Source organism: Acetobacter senegalensis (assembly GCF_001580995.1).
Lineage (GTDB): Bacteria > Pseudomonadota > Alphaproteobacteria > Acetobacterales > Acetobacteraceae > Acetobacter > Acetobacter senegalensis.
In genome coordinates this window covers 88,243-106,165 of sequence record NZ_LHZU01000142.1, presented here as the reverse complement: position 1 = coordinate 106,165, position 17,923 = coordinate 88,243, and the positions used below count along the sequence as shown (strand labels likewise).

The following is a 17,923-nucleotide window of genomic DNA, read 5'->3' as shown; positions in this document are numbered from 1 at the left end:
TGCTATCCGCGCTCACTCACAACATAATATGCAACTGTAGTGCTAAAAGCCTATACGAGCTAGAGGATGGCGCCTCCACATATCCAACATTATAGTCAGACCACATCCAGACGAGAGAAGGGCAGACAATGGACAAAATCATGGGTCGTAACCAGACATCCCAATGGCAGGCCATTCTGGACACAAGCGCCCGTGACTATATCGCGCGCTTTCCGGTTGGGCGAAGTGCCCTCGAACAGGTACTGCTCCGACGGATCGATAAGCATAATTTTGAAGAGAACGATCCAGCGCTTGACGCTGCGAAAGCCGCTCTCACGAAGGTGCTTGACGATCTGGAACAGGAAGGGGCGTTCTCAGCAACAGTACGCCTCACCAAAGAGCGCGACAGCCTTATAAAACGTGGCCGGTCACCCCGGGTCGCAATGCGTAAACTGGCTGAAAAAGGGGCATCCCGGGATGCACTCGATGATCTTGGAGCCGTTGACCCGGAGATCGAATTCCAGGCTGCATTAACGATTTCCCGGAAACGGCGCATCGGACCCTACCGGCTTAATCCCGTCGACAGGGCAGGGATCCGACGCGAAGAAGGTATTCTTGCTCGTGCAAGTTACCGGCATGACATCATCCAGCGCGTAATGGAGACAAATGCCGACGATCTTCCGGATGTTTGACGTCCCAGATATTTCCGTCCGCGTATCGTTGCAGGACTACCAGAAAATCAAATCCTCCATTTTCCGATAACTCGGACACGAGCAACACGCTGGTCAGCACTTCATCGAAAGACGTACCACCGTCAACACGACCTTTCCCGGTGCCCCGACAAAGCCAGTCGAGCAACGTCTCACCGTCGCGCACTATTTGCGAGCAACTGCCTTGGGAATGTGCCTGGAGATATCCAGGTTCGAGGCTTGCAATCTCAAAAAACCACTCTGAATAACCAAAGAAACTGTAAGCCAGATATGTTTTTATATATTGTTGCAAGTAAGAGGTGGTCGCATTTATGGTGAAATCATAGACTCCCTTGATGAGGGCAGCACCAGGAGGTTGCGATGGCGATCACACATACACACGAGAGCGCACTGACCGAAAGTGAGAAGGTCGCGTTATGGCTGCTTCACAGTCTTTCCGATCCTTCCAGCCGGTCCTGTCGGTCAAGCCTTCCTCCTGTTGCGCAGCTTTTTCCGGTTCAGGATGCACGAGCACTAATTGGTGCATTCAAAGAGGCCATGGGAGACGAAATCGTCGCGGATCGCGTAACAAGACTGCTGAGATCCGCGCATCCATTACGTATCAATGAGAAGGTCAGGACGCTCCTTGCAGCGATAGCTGCATCACAGGACGGTGACACAGAGTATGTACGCGGGTACGTGAGCAGGCTTGTCGAGAACAGAGCAGCGTCATATGCGTCCGTTTCGCGGATGATTGAACATATTGCAGCATGTCTCGCCGTGAGCGGACACTGGCTTCCACGTCTCCCGGCAACATCACCATCACATGATGAACATAGCTTTCCTGCCACTCGTTCCTTGACGAGCCTGTTGTCCAGTATCTTGGTATCACGCAGGATCGTAACGCGAAAACAGGAGCGGGCGGGGCGCAAGCCTGCTGCTGCCGTCGCTGGCTCCGTGCCGAGAACAATCACGCGCTGGGGAATAGCCGATCTGGCTAGCCTGGAGATCATGTGGCCGCATTCCCGAACGGCATGTCCACGTGTCTGACTATTGAAATCGGTGCACCTTCTGTCACCTGAGGTGGCCCAGTTAAACAGTAGACCTGTGCATTCTTCCATACACCCGTCCTTTCCCGTAGGTGAAAAGGCAGGCAGATCAACTGGGACATACACTGGCCCCGCGAGGGATACGCGTCAGAAAATAGATGCGCACTATCACGATGCACGGATTTACATCCACGTGTTCCTTCTTGTACATCTCGATATCTCTCTTGACGACACCTTCGTCCTTCTGTCGATCCAGGAGGAGGCGCTGAGATGGTCACACTTGCCATCCCCAGTTCTACAGCCTGCACGACAGGACTATTCGTCGCAGTTGTAAACTGATCGGGATAAAACGGTAATTATAAGAGCGCGAAGCAAGTAAGCTTAAGAACCGATCAACAACGGGAGCGAGAAGCAGACGCCGTGCCAACTATCTGGCTTCCGTAGGGCTAACACAAACACCCATTCTATTGGAGAACCAGAACATGACAATAATGAGAAGCCGTCAGGACGTCACAGATTCCATTATCATCGCTCGTGTCGCAAAAGGCCTGTCCTGGTCGGATATCGCTGGAGAACTTGGCCAGAGTCTGGAATGGACGACCACAGCCTGTCTGGGGCAAATGGCTTTTACAGCAGATCACGCAGCAAAGCTTGTTGCGTTTCTTGGCCTTGATCAGACGGCGTTACCCTGGCTCCAGATTCCGCCAGCCAAGGGCGCTCTCGCAGGAACGGCACCTGCCGATCCGCTTCTTTATCGATTGTATGAAATCGTGAGCGTGTATGGCCCCGCAATCAAGGAACTCATCCACGAGGAATTCGGAGATGGAATCATGAGTGCGATCGACTTTAAATTCGAGATCAAGCGTAAACACCATGAGGCAGGTGATCGTGTGGAGTTGAACATGAGTGGCAAATTTTTGCCCTACAAAACGTTCTGATCGTTTTCGCTTATTAAAAAAAGAAAAGCCGCCAGTCCCGGACTGACGGCTCATATCACAGCGGAACTTACGAGCGTTTTTCCCTGACGTAACAGTCTCCTCAGGAGGCAAGACAAGCAGTTTGAGGCGTGGCCTTTACGTCAATAATCTTCCCCGCTTTCAGGCCGATTACCGTATCAGCGCAGTCGAAATAACGATCATCATGGGACACAACGATCAGTGTCCTGCCAACCGCCTTCAGTTCAGGGAGAATTTCCGTATAAAAGATTTTGCGGAACGTCGGATCCTGATCAGCGGCCCATTCATCCAGCATCATGATCGGCCGATGATCAAGAAACGCCTGTACCAGAGCCAGCCGCTTTTTCTGACCTGTAGACAGGTCAATCGTGCTGAATTTGCCATCTACGACCTTGACCTTATGTCCGATCTCCAGCCGTTCAAGCCAGTGCCGTGCAATCTCAAGATCCCGCGGGGATGGGGCTACCAGGTCATCAAACAGAAAATAATCCGAAAAGACCGAAGAAAAAAGCTGACGATATCCGGAAACGCTGTCGGCGGTCACTGGCGCACCGTCCAGAAGCAGCTGACCCGATGTGGGTGCGTATAATCCAAGAAGAAGCTTCACCAATGTCGTCTTGCCTGACCCGTTTTCCCCAACGATAAAGAGGGTCTCGCCTTTTCTGATCGTCAGGTTCAGAGGACCAAGCACGAAGCCCTCCATCCCATCCGGCATGTTGTCCGGCTTGTGGAATGCGTACACCGCCTCCTGCAAGGAGATTGCCTTGTGAAACACAGGAGCATCGGTAACGCTATCCTGATCGTTATCGAGAGGAAGTTCCGCAGTCAGATCAGCGACGCGCTGCATTGAGATTTCGGCACTGCTCATAGCTGGTAGCGCCTGAAGGGTCTGCTCAAGGGGGCCTCGGACATACAGAAGAACCAGCACAGCACCACTGACAGCGGACGCAGAGAGGCCCGTCCAAGGCCGCGTCGACAGCAGAACCGCCACCGTCAGGAAGAAGATCGCCTCAGACACCGAATCAAACAGCCAGAAACGCCGCATGGCCACAATCTTGATATCGGCAATCCGATCGGCGGCGCCGGCGAGAAGCGTTTCATGAACATGCCGGCGGCGATCATGATTGAGCTGTAGTTCACGCGCCCCTTCAGTGATGGTCCGGTACTGCTTTTGCAGAACATCCTCGGTGGCACGGACTTCCCGATAATCTGACTGCCATATCTGTCGGCGCCACAGCGCTAGTCCGGTACCAACGGAAAAGGAAAGCACAACAATCGCGCAGGCCAACGGCGAGATAACGAACAGATAGAATAGGCTTGCCACTACGGTCGCGAAGGAAACCGCGTATCCGGCAAAATTAAAAGTGAATGCACTGACCGTTCCAATATCCCCGTTAAGGATTGCCAGCAGTTTATGTGATTTATGCCGCTCCAGAACGTCTATTGGTGTCGCCAGAATACGGGCCGCAACGTCTCGACGAAGACAGGCAATGATCTTCTGTCCCGCCACACTGTTTCCAATGCCTGCCACAGCTGAACCGGCTATCGACAGAGCACATAGACCAAGAAATTGCAGCGCGAGAGTGCCTGTAAATCCATCTGGTTCGTGGAGAGCCCGGTTGATGCTTGCCAGAAGCCACGCCGTGGCAAGCCCTCCCAGCGTCCCGACCAGTGTCGAAAGAAGTGTCACAGACCAGAATGGCCGGAGCAGGGTGATGATGTCACCCAGAAAGCCCCGCTTACGAGGCGCTGATGAAGGGGCTGCCATGGCTAAGCTCTCCCGGATGAAATGGAAATACTGAGATCCCGGGCCGCTGTACCAGACAGTAAGGTCCTGATAGCCACTTGGTAAAAGGATGTAGCCGCAGAACGAAAGAATGTGAGGAAAGATCTTCGTTAGGACTCTCGAACATGAGGACCCAATGCCTAGAGTATCTCTCGTCGCTACACGGCCTGCGTGGGTTTTCGGGTTCTCGGGTAATCTGAGACGACACTTGGCTGCAGAGCTTCGTGTCGCCCGTGACATGCGTCATTTGCCTGAAACGCGAGGATTGCGGCGGCAGAAGAATAGATATCCTGCAATAACCTGAGCACGTTCAGTCTGATCTTTCATCCGTGCTCGTTGTTTGAACCGCCGCATGATCAACGCCCTTCCAACTTTTCGGAAATTTATAGCGAATAGGATGCATTCGCGTTTTTGGCTCGTGGACATAGACGCTGATGCAGCGTTTTTATAAACCACACTTACGTCGGGGGACCTGCTACCATATCCTCCCATGCCCGCGATCCGCTCAGTCTGGACGATGAGAAATCACCAATCCGGACGGTAAGATACGCGTTAGCCGGGCCAGTCTGAACCAATTGTGGAAGGATAGGCAGATGTAAGAACGTTGGCTGGTTCGTCCAGGAACAGGCGCTACGCCGCTACATTTTGCGCTACACAATTCAGTGGCCGAATGCCCTTGAGAACCGTGTTCTTTCGGCTAGGTGACATTAGCGTGTCCCTGCATGGTGGTGCGGTCCCTTAATCACCATGAAGAGGCATCCATTAGATTGAGCCGGCATTCCTTAAACGCGTAAGGGCTGCCAAGGCATGGAGTTCGTGAGTGATCTGGATAGACCACAGGGAGAAAGTCATGCCTCACAATTACGCAGATTGAAAAACCCTTCAGTGAGATGGAACCTGCAAATGCTCGGTAGAAATCGCAGGCTGGTCGAATGGTTGCCGTAAAAGTTGGCTCCGCGCGTAAAGCTCTGTCTGATCGTCGTATTCTGGCAGGTTCGTCTCTGCAGACTGACCGTATGTCAGGATGGCACGGGCTTTAGGTAGGCCTTTTTCCCACGAGACAACCTGCAAATAACTGGTGCCGACGATGTCGGCATGTCCATAACCATCGGTACCCAGAGCCCCAAACCCGGCAATATTGAGTGTACCTTCGAATTCCCGGCCGCCTGGAACGGCCACTTTACCCCTCGGGGTTTCCCGGTATTGCACTGCGGCCAGAGGAACCGAGAGAGGGAAGTGCAGGGACTGGAGTTTCTGCGCTGCGGCACCAAGCGTGTCCAGCAGGGCCTGTCGCACCACCGGATTAGTGACAGCCAGTGTTCCGGGAGTGTCTGGCAGGTCATCCGGAGTAAAGGCCACACTCCACAGGTCAGGAATATTGCGCGCTTTCTGCCAGAACTCCCGGAAAAGCACAGCCCCCTCGCTTTGAGGAGTGTCGCGACCATCCCATTTTTCCAGAGCGCCACATGCACCATCCTGCTCGGCCGTCCGCTGCTCGGCTCCGTGACACAACGCCGCAAGCGCTGGTTGCACGAGTGTGGCCGCATAGTTTCGGTCATCCAGAACAATGTTCGCCGCCTCGTCCGGCGTTAGAGCAGAATGATCCGCTTTCAGCCTGCTCTCAACAGCAAGAATGCTCATGCGCGACCGTGGTCGTAACGGTTTCCCCATCATGCCAACGATCGGCGGCACGTTTGCCATGCGACCGTTTTTATTAAACGCCCATGCCGGATCGTTGCTATTGAACACGTAATCTTTCCGAAGGACCGCAGGCATGAGATCGGTCGAGAGGGGAGGGGCCGTCGTCCAGTCGCACGCAGAGTGCGAGCCATCCATCACCAACGGTCCACCGCCAGTAGCCCCTCTGAGAATACAATGATTTTCCGGACTGACAGTGATGGCTGGCACAATTGACTCATCGGCCATCAGGATAGTCCCACTTCGATCCGCGGCCACGGTGTTGACCCATGGCAGGCCATGAACTTCCTTGAGACCCGCAAGAAGATCCGAGGAAGATGTTGCAGTGCCGATACGCAGCCACTGATCGATCAGGCGCGTGTTGTTCCGCTCGCTATCTCCCAGAGCAAAAGCCTGCTTGTCGTCCCACTGAAGACCACGTCCTTTGGCAACAACAACTGCTCCAAACCGTGTCCAGAAAACAGTCCTGGTCTGAGGCACGACCGTTCCCGCAGACGTCAGGACGGGGACAGTAATTGCGCGGCGGTCCATAGTCTCCGCCTTTCCGTCCACCAGATACTGATCTGGATGTCCGGGCACCAGCGCAAGTCGGAAAATCGTGAAGCGTTGTCCTGTGGAGACCGTGTGCGACCACGCTACATCATTGTTATACCCAATATTAACCAGAGGAAAGCCGCCCAGAGCCGCGCCCCGCACATCGATCTGTCCGGGGATCGTCTGACGCAACTCGAAAAAACGGTTAGGGCCATTCCATGGGAAGTGCGGGTTGCCCACAAGAATACCCGTATGAGCCTGTGTTACATCAGAGCCAAAGGCATACGCATTACTGCCAACACTCCCAATGTGCTTGTCCGCTGGCTCCGGTGCAGCCGAACGATCATTCGCGCGAGACGGTGCATCTGGGGGGCTCGCGGAAGCAAAAGCGCCAGCGAAAGCCGAACCACTGGTCAGGACGCTTTTCTGTGCGATAACCATCATGATGTCGCGTGGTGTCACGGGGTGAACCCAGGGTTTTCCATTGCAACTTGCCATCTGGCCGACCGCATTGGCGCTCCCGAGAAAGCTGTTGACCCCGGCAGCGTATCCGGAAATCAACTGCCAGGCTCGGGCATGATGTTTTCGGTATTCACTCTCCAGAGCATTCGGGTCGAAATACCCTCGAAAAAACACGTCACTGTCCAGATTGGAGACCGTCTGAAAACCTGGCGTTGCTTCGCCGTCAGCCCCAAAATATCGGGAACGTTCCCCATTTACGGTTATCACCGTATCGAGCAGAAGGCAGGCGTTATACCGAGCATAGGCATACCCCGTTCCAAACCCGAGGCCCCGAAAATCCCTCGCGGTAATGTGCGGGATTCCATGGGGCATCCACGCCACAGTCACATGCTCTGAGGCAAACTCTGAAGCCATTCCGGAATTGGAGAGAGGAAAGGAAAGGCAACCAAGCGCAATGCCTGCAGCCCATACTCGGATTTTACGCATGCTCAGTATATTCCGGCACGTCTCTGATGCCATTGCGTATGTGCGATTGCGCTACGCATCTGTTCGCCAGGCATCGCACAGGAGACGGACTTGTTGTTATGGGGGAGTGAGAAGGGCCCGGTGCAGCACAAAGAGACGGTCCAGCAGGCTTCAGATCCCGCAATCTGTATGGAGCTGCACTTGGCGCGTGGGAAAGAAGATCACCGCAGGTCCCGTTTCGCCTGCGTGACGCGAAGTGGTTCCGTCGTGCTGCTCTCCGGGATACGGTAACCGCAGATTTTCTCATGGTCGATAGACGCCTCTGGGCGCGATTTATGAACCTTATCCCCGTATTTTTTTATTGAGCCGCCCCATGTGTACAAGCCGAACCTTTCTTTGAGGCGTTCTGTGCGCTCACATGTCGAGATCGACAGGGCCGATTTCGAGTAGTTCAATTCGGTCTGACACACAGATCACGCCTGATTTTACGACGATGGCATTCTGACCAAACATGACACCACGGCGCCCGCGACGGAATGTCGCCAACGTCCGCAGAGGCTCTCGTGGTGTCGGTTTTTCTCCCGTCTTCTGATCGACGAGGATCACAGCGCATCGCGCACACGGCTTCACCAGCCGGATAACGCAGGCGCCGATCCTGATCAGCCGCCATGTATCTTCCGTCCATGCAGAGCAGCCTGTGACCACAATGTTCGGCCGGAACCGTGCCATTGGCACATCAGTCGCCATACGCTGATTGAGATCGTCAAGAGAGGCGGTGGATGTGATCAGCAGGGGAAAGCCATCGGCCAGACTGACGGATGGCTGCGTTGGCGCATAGGTTACATCGGTTCGGCGCAGGGCCGGATCATTCTGAAAGACAAGACGAACTGCGCGACCCAACTGACGACTGAGCCACTGTGCGGCCTGATCTCCACCATCCCTGACGGGTAACGTATCGTGCCAGATCCTGACCTCTCGGATTACTGCTTTGGCGTCCGGAAAGGGCACATGAATAGTCTCGCTACCGGTCGTCAGGGAAAGAGTATGCTCACCCAAACAAGGAGAGAGTCTTGCAAGGCCTGGTAGCTCCCGCTGACTCAGGAATATCCCGTTTGTGTCCACCACCATCCATCGCCGATCGCCCAGCAAGCCACATTCTTCCGCAACTGCGCTTCTTACACTGTGCCCCTGCATTCCCTTAACGGGATAGATCGCGAGATCCTCGACGCAGGGGGAATAAGGCACGAACACTGGCGAAGTCTCTCCCTGCCACTTTCGGTTGCGGGCCACACAAGGTCCTTGACCGCAGCCGCCCTCTGTCACAACCCTGCGCTTCCCCTCGCCTCAGATGAAAAGGCCCAGGATGGATATGACCCATGATTCCTGATCCCAACAACCGCAACGCACTTCTGACTGTCGATGTCCAGGAAGCATTCAGGTTGATGGACGCAGAAGGTGCCGTTCCAAGTAACCCAGATGCTCTCGAAAATATATGTCGTATTCTCGACAGTTATCGCCAGACAGGTCAACAGGTCATCCATGTCCGCCACTTCAGCAGGAATCCAGAGTCAAAATTTCGCCCCGACAAGCCCGGTTATCGGGTCATGCCTGAAGCGCAGGAGCTTCAATCCGAGCCGGTGATTGTCAAACGTGAAAACAGCGCCTTCATCGGCACCGAGCTGGAAGCATTTCTTCGAGAGCATGAACTTACTAGCCTCACGATTGTGGGAGCCACGATCAACCACTGTGTCGAGACGACGGCACGCATGGCGGCAAATCTAGGCTTTCGCGTCACCCTGGTTTCCGACGCGACATGGACCTATGGACTAACAGAGCCGGACGGGACCGTCTTTCCCGCGAAACTGGCCCACGCCGTAAGTCTTGCCAACCTCAGGGGAGAGTTCGCGGACATTAGGCTGACGCAGGATATTTTAACGACCCTGAAAGCTTTCCGACCGGACCTGAATGTCTAGAGCGGGAGTCGTTTCGGACACTGTTCTGGAGGCCAATAAAAAGAATTTGGCATGCAGATCAAGGAAAACTGCTGCTGACAGCGATTAGGTCTGCTTAGGTCACCATTTTATCCGTGCAATACACAATATCTGGTGTCATGGTGTTTCAGATCACACAATATGAGCGACTATGGCACCGAGGACGGACCACGCTCGCCCGCAGAATGGAGCCGGTGCATGGACGGAGATTTTTCGTTGTTTACGGAGAAGCAGAGCGAGGGCAGGGCTGGTCGCAGCCCGTTTGAGGGGGCATTCGGAACGCGACCGGTTCCGGCTCGTCCTCTGGATCGCGGTATGGGAGAGGCAGTCGGTCGTCGGACTGTGTTCCGGCCTTCCGACCGGGAAGATTTCGGCCGTGTTGCCGACCGTGTCGCCGAAGGCAATGCTGGCCTACTAGCTACGGTCGGTGATGCAGAGATCATGCAACTCCGTAACGCCATCGCTACCGGGGCGCTGCTCACATCAGGCCGCCATCTGCAGCATGGCGACAGCACGCAGCCGAACCGCAATATGGAGATGTTCACCAACTGCGCGACGGCCATCTGTTCCTTCGCCAAATTCTACTTGCTGCTTAATGGCTCCGGCGTGGGGCGTGCCTATGATGATGAGCTGTGTGTAGTGGACTGGGCGCAGGCTCCGGACCTGAAGTTCGTCCTCTCGCCCGACCACCCGGACTATCCGCATGACCGCGCCAGCCTGTTGCAGTTCGGCCTTGAGATGCAGCTTTTGCCTTGGGGCACGGCGCTGGACGCCTTCGATACGGAAATGGAGGCACAGGTCCACGCCTTTCTGCAAAGAACCGTAATGTCCCGGCAGCCGGAAGGCAGTGATCTCGTCCATATGATTGAGGACAGCCGTGAAGGCTGGGGTAAGGCGGTCGAGATCATTGAGGCGATGGCCTTCCGTGGCGAACGCGACCGCACGCTGGTGCTCGATTTCAGCGCCATCCGCTGTGCTGGCAGCCCGATTGCAGGCATGCAGGGACGGCCTGCTTCGGGGCCGGTCTCGTTGCTGCGCGGGCTGCTCAATATGCGTGAACATGTGATCGAGGCAGCGCGCGCAGGTAGCATGCCGTTATGGGAACAGGCGCTACGGGTGGACCATTATCTGTCGGTCGAAGTGCAGGTGGGAGGTGCCCGCCGGGCCGCACGCATGGCGACCAAGTCATGGCGGGATGCGGATGTGTTGCGCTTCATCCGCGCCAAGGAGGAAGGCGGCCTGTGGACCGCCAACCATTCCGTCATGGTGGATGCCGAATTCTGGGATTACGTGAACGATCCCGCGAAGGCTGGTCCCTTGGCCGACCACGCCCGCACGGTGTTTGCCGAGGCCACGCGATGCGCATGGATCAATGGCGAGCCTGGTTTCATCAACGGTGACCGGCTGGAAGATAACCGCACCGGCAGCGCACGGCTCAAACAGGTGCATGCGGACGGGCGGGATTTTCGCTCGCACCGTTATCAGGCCACCGAGGGGGCAGCCCTGCTGGCTGATCTGGCACAACGGGCCACGTCCGCGCATTTCCCGGTCACGACCAACCCGTGCGGCGAGATTACGCTGCATGTCACGGGTGGTTATTGTGTGATTGGTGATTTCGCTCCATTGCTGGCCTGTCCCGTGACGCCTGAAGAGGTGACGCCCGGTCAGGTGCCGACTGAGACGGCGGCAGTATGGGATGCCCGCGTGCGGGATTCCGTGCGGCTGGGTGTGCGGTTCCTGCTGCGTGCCAACCGTATGGACGCCCTGTATGGTGAGGAAGTGCGGCGGACCAACCGTATCGGTATCGGCCCAACCGGCCTGCATGAATGGGCATGGGTGCGCTTTGGTCTCGACTTCCGTGATCTGCTGGATGAGAATCGCGCAGCCCCGTTCTGGAACGCGGTGCGGGAACTCTCCACGATCGCCAAAAGCGAGGCAAATGCTTATGCGCGCGAGACCGGGGCTGCCCGACCGGTTACGGTCACAACAGTCAAACCTGCGGGCACCACCTCCAAACTGTTCGGTCTGACCGAAGGCGCGCATCTGCCCGCGAGGCGGCAGTATCTTCGTTGGGTGCAGTTCAAGGGCGTGCGGCGGGAAGACGGCACGTGGGAAGCAGGAACCGACCCGTTGCTGCCCGCCTATGAGCGCAAGGGTTATCCCGTGCGTTCGCTGCGCAGTTTTCCCGGCATGAGCATTGTTGGCTTTCCCACCGTGCCGTTCATTCAGCGCCTCGGCATGGGCGAGCGTGTGCTCACCGCCCCGGAAGCTACTCCAGAGGAGCAGTATCGCTGGCTGGAACTGTTGGAGAAATACTGGATCGGTGCGGAGCAGGGGAATCAGGTGTCCTACACGCTCAAGGTCTATACCGACCGGCATAGTCTGGACAGTTTCCGCGCCATGGTGGCGGCCAACCAGCCGCATGTGCGCTGCTGCGCCGTGCTGCCCAGCCGTCCGGATTCCGGCCTTGGCTATGAATACCTGCCGGAGGAAGAAGTCTCGGCAGGAAAATTTGCGGCCATCACGGCTATGATCCAGGATGACGAGGTGCGTGAAGTGGTGGACTGGGCGCACCTGCAATGCGCCAGCGGGGTCTGTCCGATCTGAGGAGCCTAAAGGTCGGCCACCCGGCGCGTGATGGCAAGGGGTAGAGCCCAAGAAATCTATCGACAGACACTGTTTGCGGAGACTTGAGTTTGTGTTGTTAGTACAGTTTTTGCTGGCCGTACCTTCGTAGGCGTTGATGTGAAACAACGCACAGAAACTGCCAGCACTATGCTGGCAGCCTGTGCGTTTTGGGTCTCTACAGTCACCGGTCTGCCGGCATGGCAAGGGTACACAGTGATGAAGCTCTTCCAGTCCTTTCTAAATCGCGATGAGGGGCCCGAGATCAGCCACGTGCGGCATGAACTCCTCAGGCCGTAGTCGAGGGGGCCGCGCAGTTGAATGTCTAACGCCACACATGATCCGTATCATGCCGGACGGACTGCGTTGATCGGACTCAGCAACGTGTCTTCTGATGACCATATCAAAATCCTCATTACCAGTCTGGATGATTCAACGACCCGTCGCAATTATATTCTGCAGCGTTATAACCCGTAGAACGGGGCGTTGCTTCAGGACTTTGTCAATCACCATGCTTGAGGGGCTGCTATGTGGGCGAGGGCGGACAAACCGGAAGATCGGTAGGAGATTGGAGGTCCACGTGGATCGCAGATCATTTTGGGCCTGATTGATAACAAAACAGCGTTGACCGTGATCGGTTAGCGTGTTGAGACAATGCCAGTCCATTGAACTGCTTCAGGTATTTTGGAGACAGAAACGTTTGAGGCAATTCACATGGAAATACCGCCCTGTTGCATTAAGAACGAGACCGGGGCGCGGTTGGGTGGCTAGAAAGTATTATGGTGTTAGGCTGTCCCTGTTACAAAGGGTGGCGTTGCGATCGTGTGGGAAGGATATGGGGCGGGAGCCTCATCTTGTACATGATGAAAGAGCCTGCGCCTGAGGTTACGCCTTTCAGATTGGATAGTCAGGGAACGATGACGGTATCGGAAAAAAAGCAGGAAGCGTCCGCACACTCTCCTCCAGCCACGTATGAGGAGTTGATCCGTGTGATCCATGACCGATATGCGGGTTTGAGTAATTCATATCAGAAAATTGCCCTGTATATAACGCAGAATCCGAATGCTATTGCTGTGGATTCGGTTCATGTCGTCTCAGAGAAATGCGGAGTGCATGCGTCTGGCTTTGTCCGGTTTGCCCAGTCCTTGGGTTATAAAGGCTTCAAGGATCTACAGACCATCTTCAGGCATCGTCTTTCTACGGCTGCGCTTGGGTTTAATGCCCGCGTTAAGGCGCTGGAAGATGAACTTGATACCCGTGAAGATCGCACCGAGAGAGGGTTCCTGCAGGACCTGATCGGACGCGATATCTCCTCGTTGCAGGAATTGCTGACAAATATTAGTCCAGAGCAGATCGTACAGGCTGTCGATCTTATGGAACAGGCCGATACGATCTACTTAATAGGTCAGTTGCGTTCCGCTCCTGTTGTTGAACTCCTGCGTTATACGCTGACAATGCTGGGGAAGCGTACGGTGTTGCTGGACGCGGCGGGAGGACTTGCCACCCATATGGCCAAAGTTATTCGCTCCACTGATCTGTTGTTCGCTGTTTCCTTCCGCTTTTATGCCAGCGAAGTTGTGAATATCATGGAGGAAACTGCCGCCCGTGAGGTACCGGTCGTGGCGATCAGCGACAGCACCCTTTCCCCGCTGGCGCGTAGCGCAAAGGTACTGTTTTGCGTGCCAGAGCATGAATATACGTTTTCACGCTCGTTGGCAGCCCCCATGTGTCTGACTCAGGCACTGGTTGTGGCCTTGGCATCGCGGTTACAAAATGACCCCGACAAACCGCGGATACCAGTTGCCACACAGAAATAGCAGCATTGGGCAAGCAAGGCTGGAATAGTTCAGATGCTAACGCTGTCTGGCGGCCAGTGCATTGGCCCTTCAGGTGTAGGCATGCCACGGGCTGTAGCACCCCACACGGACTGATCAAAATTGACAATTGCGCCGGTCATGAGGCCGGCATCGTCGGAGACGAGGAAGTTCACGGCCCGTGCTACCTCTTCTGGTGAAACAAGTCGCCCAAAAGGCAGCTTGGCCGCAGCTTTTTCCATCCAGTCCGGGTCATTCGTTTCCGTCATCTGGATTTCTTGTTCCTTGTCCGAGGCCATCCAGCCAATATTGAGCTGGTTAACGCGGATCCGGTTGCCCATGACGGAAAACGCCGTATTAGCGGTGAGTGTGGCCAATGCTCCTTTTGAGGCACAGTAGGCGCTGATGAAAGGTTGCCCCGAAAGGGCGGAGATCGAACCGATATTGCAGATCGCTCCTTCAATGCCATCACGTATCATATGGCGGATTGCTTCCTGCATAAGGAAATAGGGGCCGCGCACATTGGTTGCGAATATGCGGTCAAACAGATCCGGGTCTGTATTCAGTATGGTGCCCCGCTGAGTTAGCGCGCCAGCGTTTACCAGCACATCCACACGCCCAAAACGCTCGTGGGTCTGGGCAATGACTGCGCGGCAGTCTGCAACGGATTCAAGATCGGCACGAATGAACAATACAGGCGCGCCGTAACGCTCCGAAATCTCACGCGCAAGCGTTGTCCCGCGTGTCTCGTTGCGTCCTGTAATGGTGATCCCCTCGGCGCCAGCTGTAGCAAAGCGACGCGCAATAGCCGCCCCTAGACCCTGCGTGGCCCCTGTGACCACGCAGATTCTGTTGTCGATCCGGTTCATGATGCTACGCTGTATTCTGCCTGCGCCATAAGTTGCATAAGGGCGGCGTGCCCCTTGCGGGCCATTTCCAACGGAGGGTTGAGGGTCGGGTCCTGTTCAGCTTCAACAACGAACCAGCCTTCGTAATCATAAGATGAAAGCCGTTCGAAAATGGGCAGAAAATCGATCGAGCCATCTCCCGGTACGGTAAAGGCTCCCTTTACAACTGCATCAAGAAAGCTCTCCTTGCTGCGGTCAAGGCGATCAATCACGGCTTTCCGGACATCTTTGGTATGAACGTGGCTGATGCGGGCATGATGGTTATCAATCACGCGTAGCAGATTACCGCCCGCAAAATACATGTGGCCCGTGTCAAACAGCAGGTGCAGCGCCTTGCCTGAGTGTTTCATCAGCAGATCAAGTTCTGCCTCCGTCTCGATCGGGGCGGCCATGTGGTGGTGATAGGCAAGGGGCATGCCCTCATCGGCGCACCATTCGGCAAAGGTTGTCATTCTCCGTCCGTAGGTCCGAATGTCTTCTTCCGAAAGACGTGGCTTGGTGGCCAGCGGGGCTGAGCGAATTCCCTGAACGGATCGTGCGGTTTCACCATAAACGATGCACGGCGCGCGAGCGGCAATGAAAAAATCCATCTGGGCGCGGATACGGTCCTTCTCCGCTTCCATGTCTCCATCCAGTAACAGCCCGGAAAACCATCCTCCGCAGACTGAAATGCCGTAGCGTTTCAGAATTGGTCCCAGTTCGTTCATGTCCATTGGGAAACGCCGTCCGGTTTCCATTCCGGTAAAGCCCGCTTCGCTGGCCTGACGCAGACACTCCTCCAGGCTGACATCATCCGAAAGTTCCGCAAGGTCGTCATTCCACCATGCGATAGGCGCAATACCCAGTTTTGCTTTCATGACTCTTATACTCCCACACGCTGTTTCGCGCGGATTTCTTCTTGTTGTTTTCTTGCCGCCTGCACCGATGCGCGGGAGGATACTTCAGGAACGCCCACATCCCACTCTGCGTCTCCGGGTGACCAGGCATGGGCGTCCGTGGTAATAGTCAGGACGGTGGTCCGGTCCGTGGTTTTTGCCCAATCAAGGGCGGCTGTCAGTTCAGCCAAGCTATCGCATTTGCGCGCAAGTGCGCCCATAGATTCAGCATGTTTGACAAAATCGACATGGAGCGGATTGCTGGGCTGCTGAACCCGGCAGTCGACAAGCAGGTTATTGAAACCGGGCACCCCCTTGGCCTGCTGCAGGCGATTGATGACTGCAAAGCCGCCATTGTCACACACCACAATAATCATTTTATGGCCTGTAAGCACGGATGAATAAATGTCGGAATTCATCATCATGTAAGTACCATCACCAATCATGACGATGGGAGTGCCACCCGTTCCCCCGGGTCCTTTACTGGCCATGGCATGGCCCCAACCTGCGGCAATTTCGTATCCCATGCATGAAAAGCCGAATTCAAGATCGAAGGTATTGGGGGCCTTCACTCGCCAGCCTTTGCAGACTTCGCCGGGCAGGCCGCCTGCAGCGGTAATGATGGTATCGGTTTCACCTGCTGCGTCATTCACTGCATGTACAACCTGCGCATATGTCGGCACGGGGGCATTGGTAGGGGTCTGCAGCTTTGTCAGCAGTTTGTCCCATTCCCCAAACAGAGTCTGGGCATGCTGCATATGCCGTGGGTTAACTTTCCATTCTCCCAGCAGGGCATCAAACTCGGTTACGGTTTCCAGCGCGTCACCCACAACGGCAACCGCGCGGTGCTTGACCGCATCAAACCGGGCCGTGTTGATAGAAATGAACCGGGCTGTCTGGCTGAATACCGTCCATGACCCGGTTGTGAAATCTTGCAGTCGGGTGCCGATCGCAACAATGACATCCGCTTCACTCGCCAGCGCATTGGCGGAGGTGGAGCCAATAATGCCGATCGGCCCCGCGTGTGCTTCATGATGATGCGTGAGGCTACCCTTGCCTGCGATTGTTTCCACAATCGGGATACCATGCTTTATCGCAAACGCGGCAACAGCGTCCTCGGCTAAGGAGTATCTTACTCCACCACCTACAATCAGAAGTGGTTTTTTAGCAGTTTTTAGCAGTTCTACTGCCTGCGCCAGTTTGTGCCGGTCCGGTCGGGGCCGGGGAATACCCCATATTTTTTCTTCAAAGAAAGAGACGGGATAATTAAAGGCGATTTCCTGAATGTCCTGCGGCAGAGAAAGAAAGGCCGGCCCACAATCGCCTGGATCAAGCATTGTGGCTGTGGCTTGCGGCAGGGAAGGCAGGATTTGCGCCGGGTGCATGATCCGGTCCCAATAACGGGTTACGGGCCTGAATGCGTCATTGACGGTTATTGTGGGATTACCGAAATGTTCAACCTGTTGCAGGACCGGGTCGGGCAGGCGGGAGGCAAAAGTATCACCTGCCAGCAAAAGGAGCGGCAGACGATTCGCATGGGCTGTGCCGGCGGCTGTCACCATATTCAGTGCGCCCGGTCCGATGGAGGATGCGGCAATCATGATCTGCCGCCGCCGCTGGGCCTTGGCAAAACCTGTTGCTGCCAGCGCCATGGACTGTTCATTTTGCCCGCGCCATGTGGGCAGCCTGTCCTGCACAGCTTCGAGTGCTTCTGAGAGGCAACTGACGTTGCCATGCCCAAAAATGCCAAAGACACCGGGGAAAAGCGGTACGCGTTGGCCTTCGATTTCCGTAAACTGATTGACCAGCCATTGCACAATGGCCTGAGCAGTAGTGAGGCGGATTGTCGCCTGTGTCATTTTTGTTTCCTCCCTTGACGGGTTATGGTCACCATATCCAAATGCAATATATGTTGACAACTAATAAAATACGCAACATTAATTGCTAATGTAAAAAAGGAAGAGAGGAGCTTGGTGATCCAGCCTGGTGATCGCAGGGGCGTCTCGCACATTCAGATGGACTGATGGCCTGCCGGTGGTGAACGCCGCAGCGCAGAGGTCGGTTCACTGTGTTGTCAGGCCGTCATTATTCC

Annotated in this window: 12 protein-coding genes; 6 read left to right on the top strand and 6 right to left on the bottom strand. The window is 55.4% G+C overall.

What is annotated here, in order from left to right:
• Window positions 1-140 precede the first annotated feature (140 nt).
• Together AD948_RS13595 and cynS are read left to right on the top strand one after the other, a co-directional pair.
• The gene (locus tag AD948_RS13595) at window positions 141-671 is read left to right on the top strand and encodes a regulatory protein RecX (RefSeq protein ID WP_156479038.1); all 531 of its coding nucleotides are present in this window, start codon (window positions 141-143) and stop codon (window positions 669-671) included.
• Window positions 672-2,199: 1,528 nt separating this feature from the next.
• Window positions 2,200-2,655 carry a cyanase gene (cynS, locus tag AD948_RS13590; protein WP_211264489.1) on the top strand — a complete coding sequence of 152 codons (456 nt, stop codon included), beginning with the start codon at window positions 2,200-2,202 and terminating at the stop codon, window positions 2,653-2,655.
• A 100-nt stretch (window positions 2,656-2,755) separates the two neighbouring features.
• On the opposite strand, the gene AD948_RS13585 is transcribed toward cynS, so the two are convergent.
• From AD948_RS13585 to AD948_RS17860, 3 genes are all read right to left on the bottom strand, one after another.
• Entirely contained in the window at window positions 2,756-4,441 is a 1,686-nt protein-coding gene (locus tag AD948_RS13585; RefSeq protein WP_061472390.1) for a cyclic peptide export ABC transporter, read from the bottom strand.
• Between the two features lie 900 nt (window positions 4,442-5,341).
• Window positions 5,342-7,639: a penicillin acylase family protein gene (locus AD948_RS13580; protein WP_061472389.1), complete on the bottom strand. Its 2,298-nt coding sequence runs from the start codon at window positions 7,637-7,639 to the stop codon at window positions 5,342-5,344.
• A gap of 393 nt (window positions 7,640-8,032) precedes the next feature.
• Window positions 8,033-8,908 carry an MOSC domain-containing protein gene (locus AD948_RS17860; protein ID WP_156479037.1) on the bottom strand — a complete coding sequence of 292 codons (876 nt, stop codon included), beginning with the start codon at window positions 8,906-8,908 and terminating at the stop codon, window positions 8,033-8,035.
• Window positions 8,909-8,994: 86 nt separating this feature from the next.
• On the opposite strand from AD948_RS17860, the gene AD948_RS13570 reads away from it, so the two are divergent.
• The 4 genes from AD948_RS13570 (at window position 8,995) to AD948_RS13560 (ending at window position 14,051) form a co-directional block, all read left to right on the top strand.
• Window positions 8,995-9,591, top strand: coding sequence for a cysteine hydrolase family protein (locus AD948_RS13570; RefSeq protein WP_061472387.1), 597 nt, complete (start codon window positions 8,995-8,997; stop codon window positions 9,589-9,591).
• 216 nt (window positions 9,592-9,807) lie between these two features.
• Complete coding sequence (locus tag AD948_RS13565) at window positions 9,808-12,216, top strand: recombinase (RefSeq protein WP_061472386.1); 2,409 nt, start codon at window positions 9,808-9,810, stop codon at window positions 12,214-12,216.
• Between the two features lie 339 nt (window positions 12,217-12,555).
• Complete coding sequence (locus tag AD948_RS18220) at window positions 12,556-12,711, top strand: hypothetical protein (RefSeq protein ID WP_156479036.1); 156 nt, start codon at window positions 12,556-12,558, stop codon at window positions 12,709-12,711.
• A 383-nt stretch (window positions 12,712-13,094) separates the two neighbouring features.
• Window positions 13,095-14,051 carry a MurR/RpiR family transcriptional regulator gene (locus AD948_RS13560; protein ID WP_248846040.1) on the top strand — a complete coding sequence of 319 codons (957 nt, stop codon included), beginning with the start codon at window positions 13,095-13,097 and terminating at the stop codon, window positions 14,049-14,051.
• A 29-nt stretch (window positions 14,052-14,080) separates the two neighbouring features.
• Here the strand turns inward: AD948_RS13560 and AD948_RS13555 are convergent, their stop codons facing one another.
• Genes AD948_RS13555 through iolD form a run of 3 tightly spaced genes read right to left on the bottom strand, consistent with a single transcriptional unit; the run spans window position 14,081 to window position 17,690 of the window.
• A complete protein-coding gene (locus AD948_RS13555; protein WP_061472385.1) occupies window positions 14,081-14,917 on the bottom strand; it encodes an SDR family oxidoreductase in 837 nt (278 codons plus the stop codon).
• A complete protein-coding gene (iolE, locus tag AD948_RS13550) occupies window positions 14,914-15,813 on the bottom strand; it encodes a myo-inosose-2 dehydratase (protein ID WP_061472384.1) in 900 nt (299 codons plus the stop codon). The genes AD948_RS13555 and iolE overlap by 4 nt, the downstream gene beginning before the upstream one ends.
• A gap of 5 nt (window positions 15,814-15,818) precedes the next feature.
• A complete protein-coding gene (iolD, locus tag AD948_RS13545; protein WP_061472383.1) occupies window positions 15,819-17,690 on the bottom strand; it encodes a 3D-(3,5/4)-trihydroxycyclohexane-1,2-dione acylhydrolase (decyclizing) in 1,872 nt (623 codons plus the stop codon).
• Window positions 17,691-17,923 lie beyond the last annotated feature (233 nt).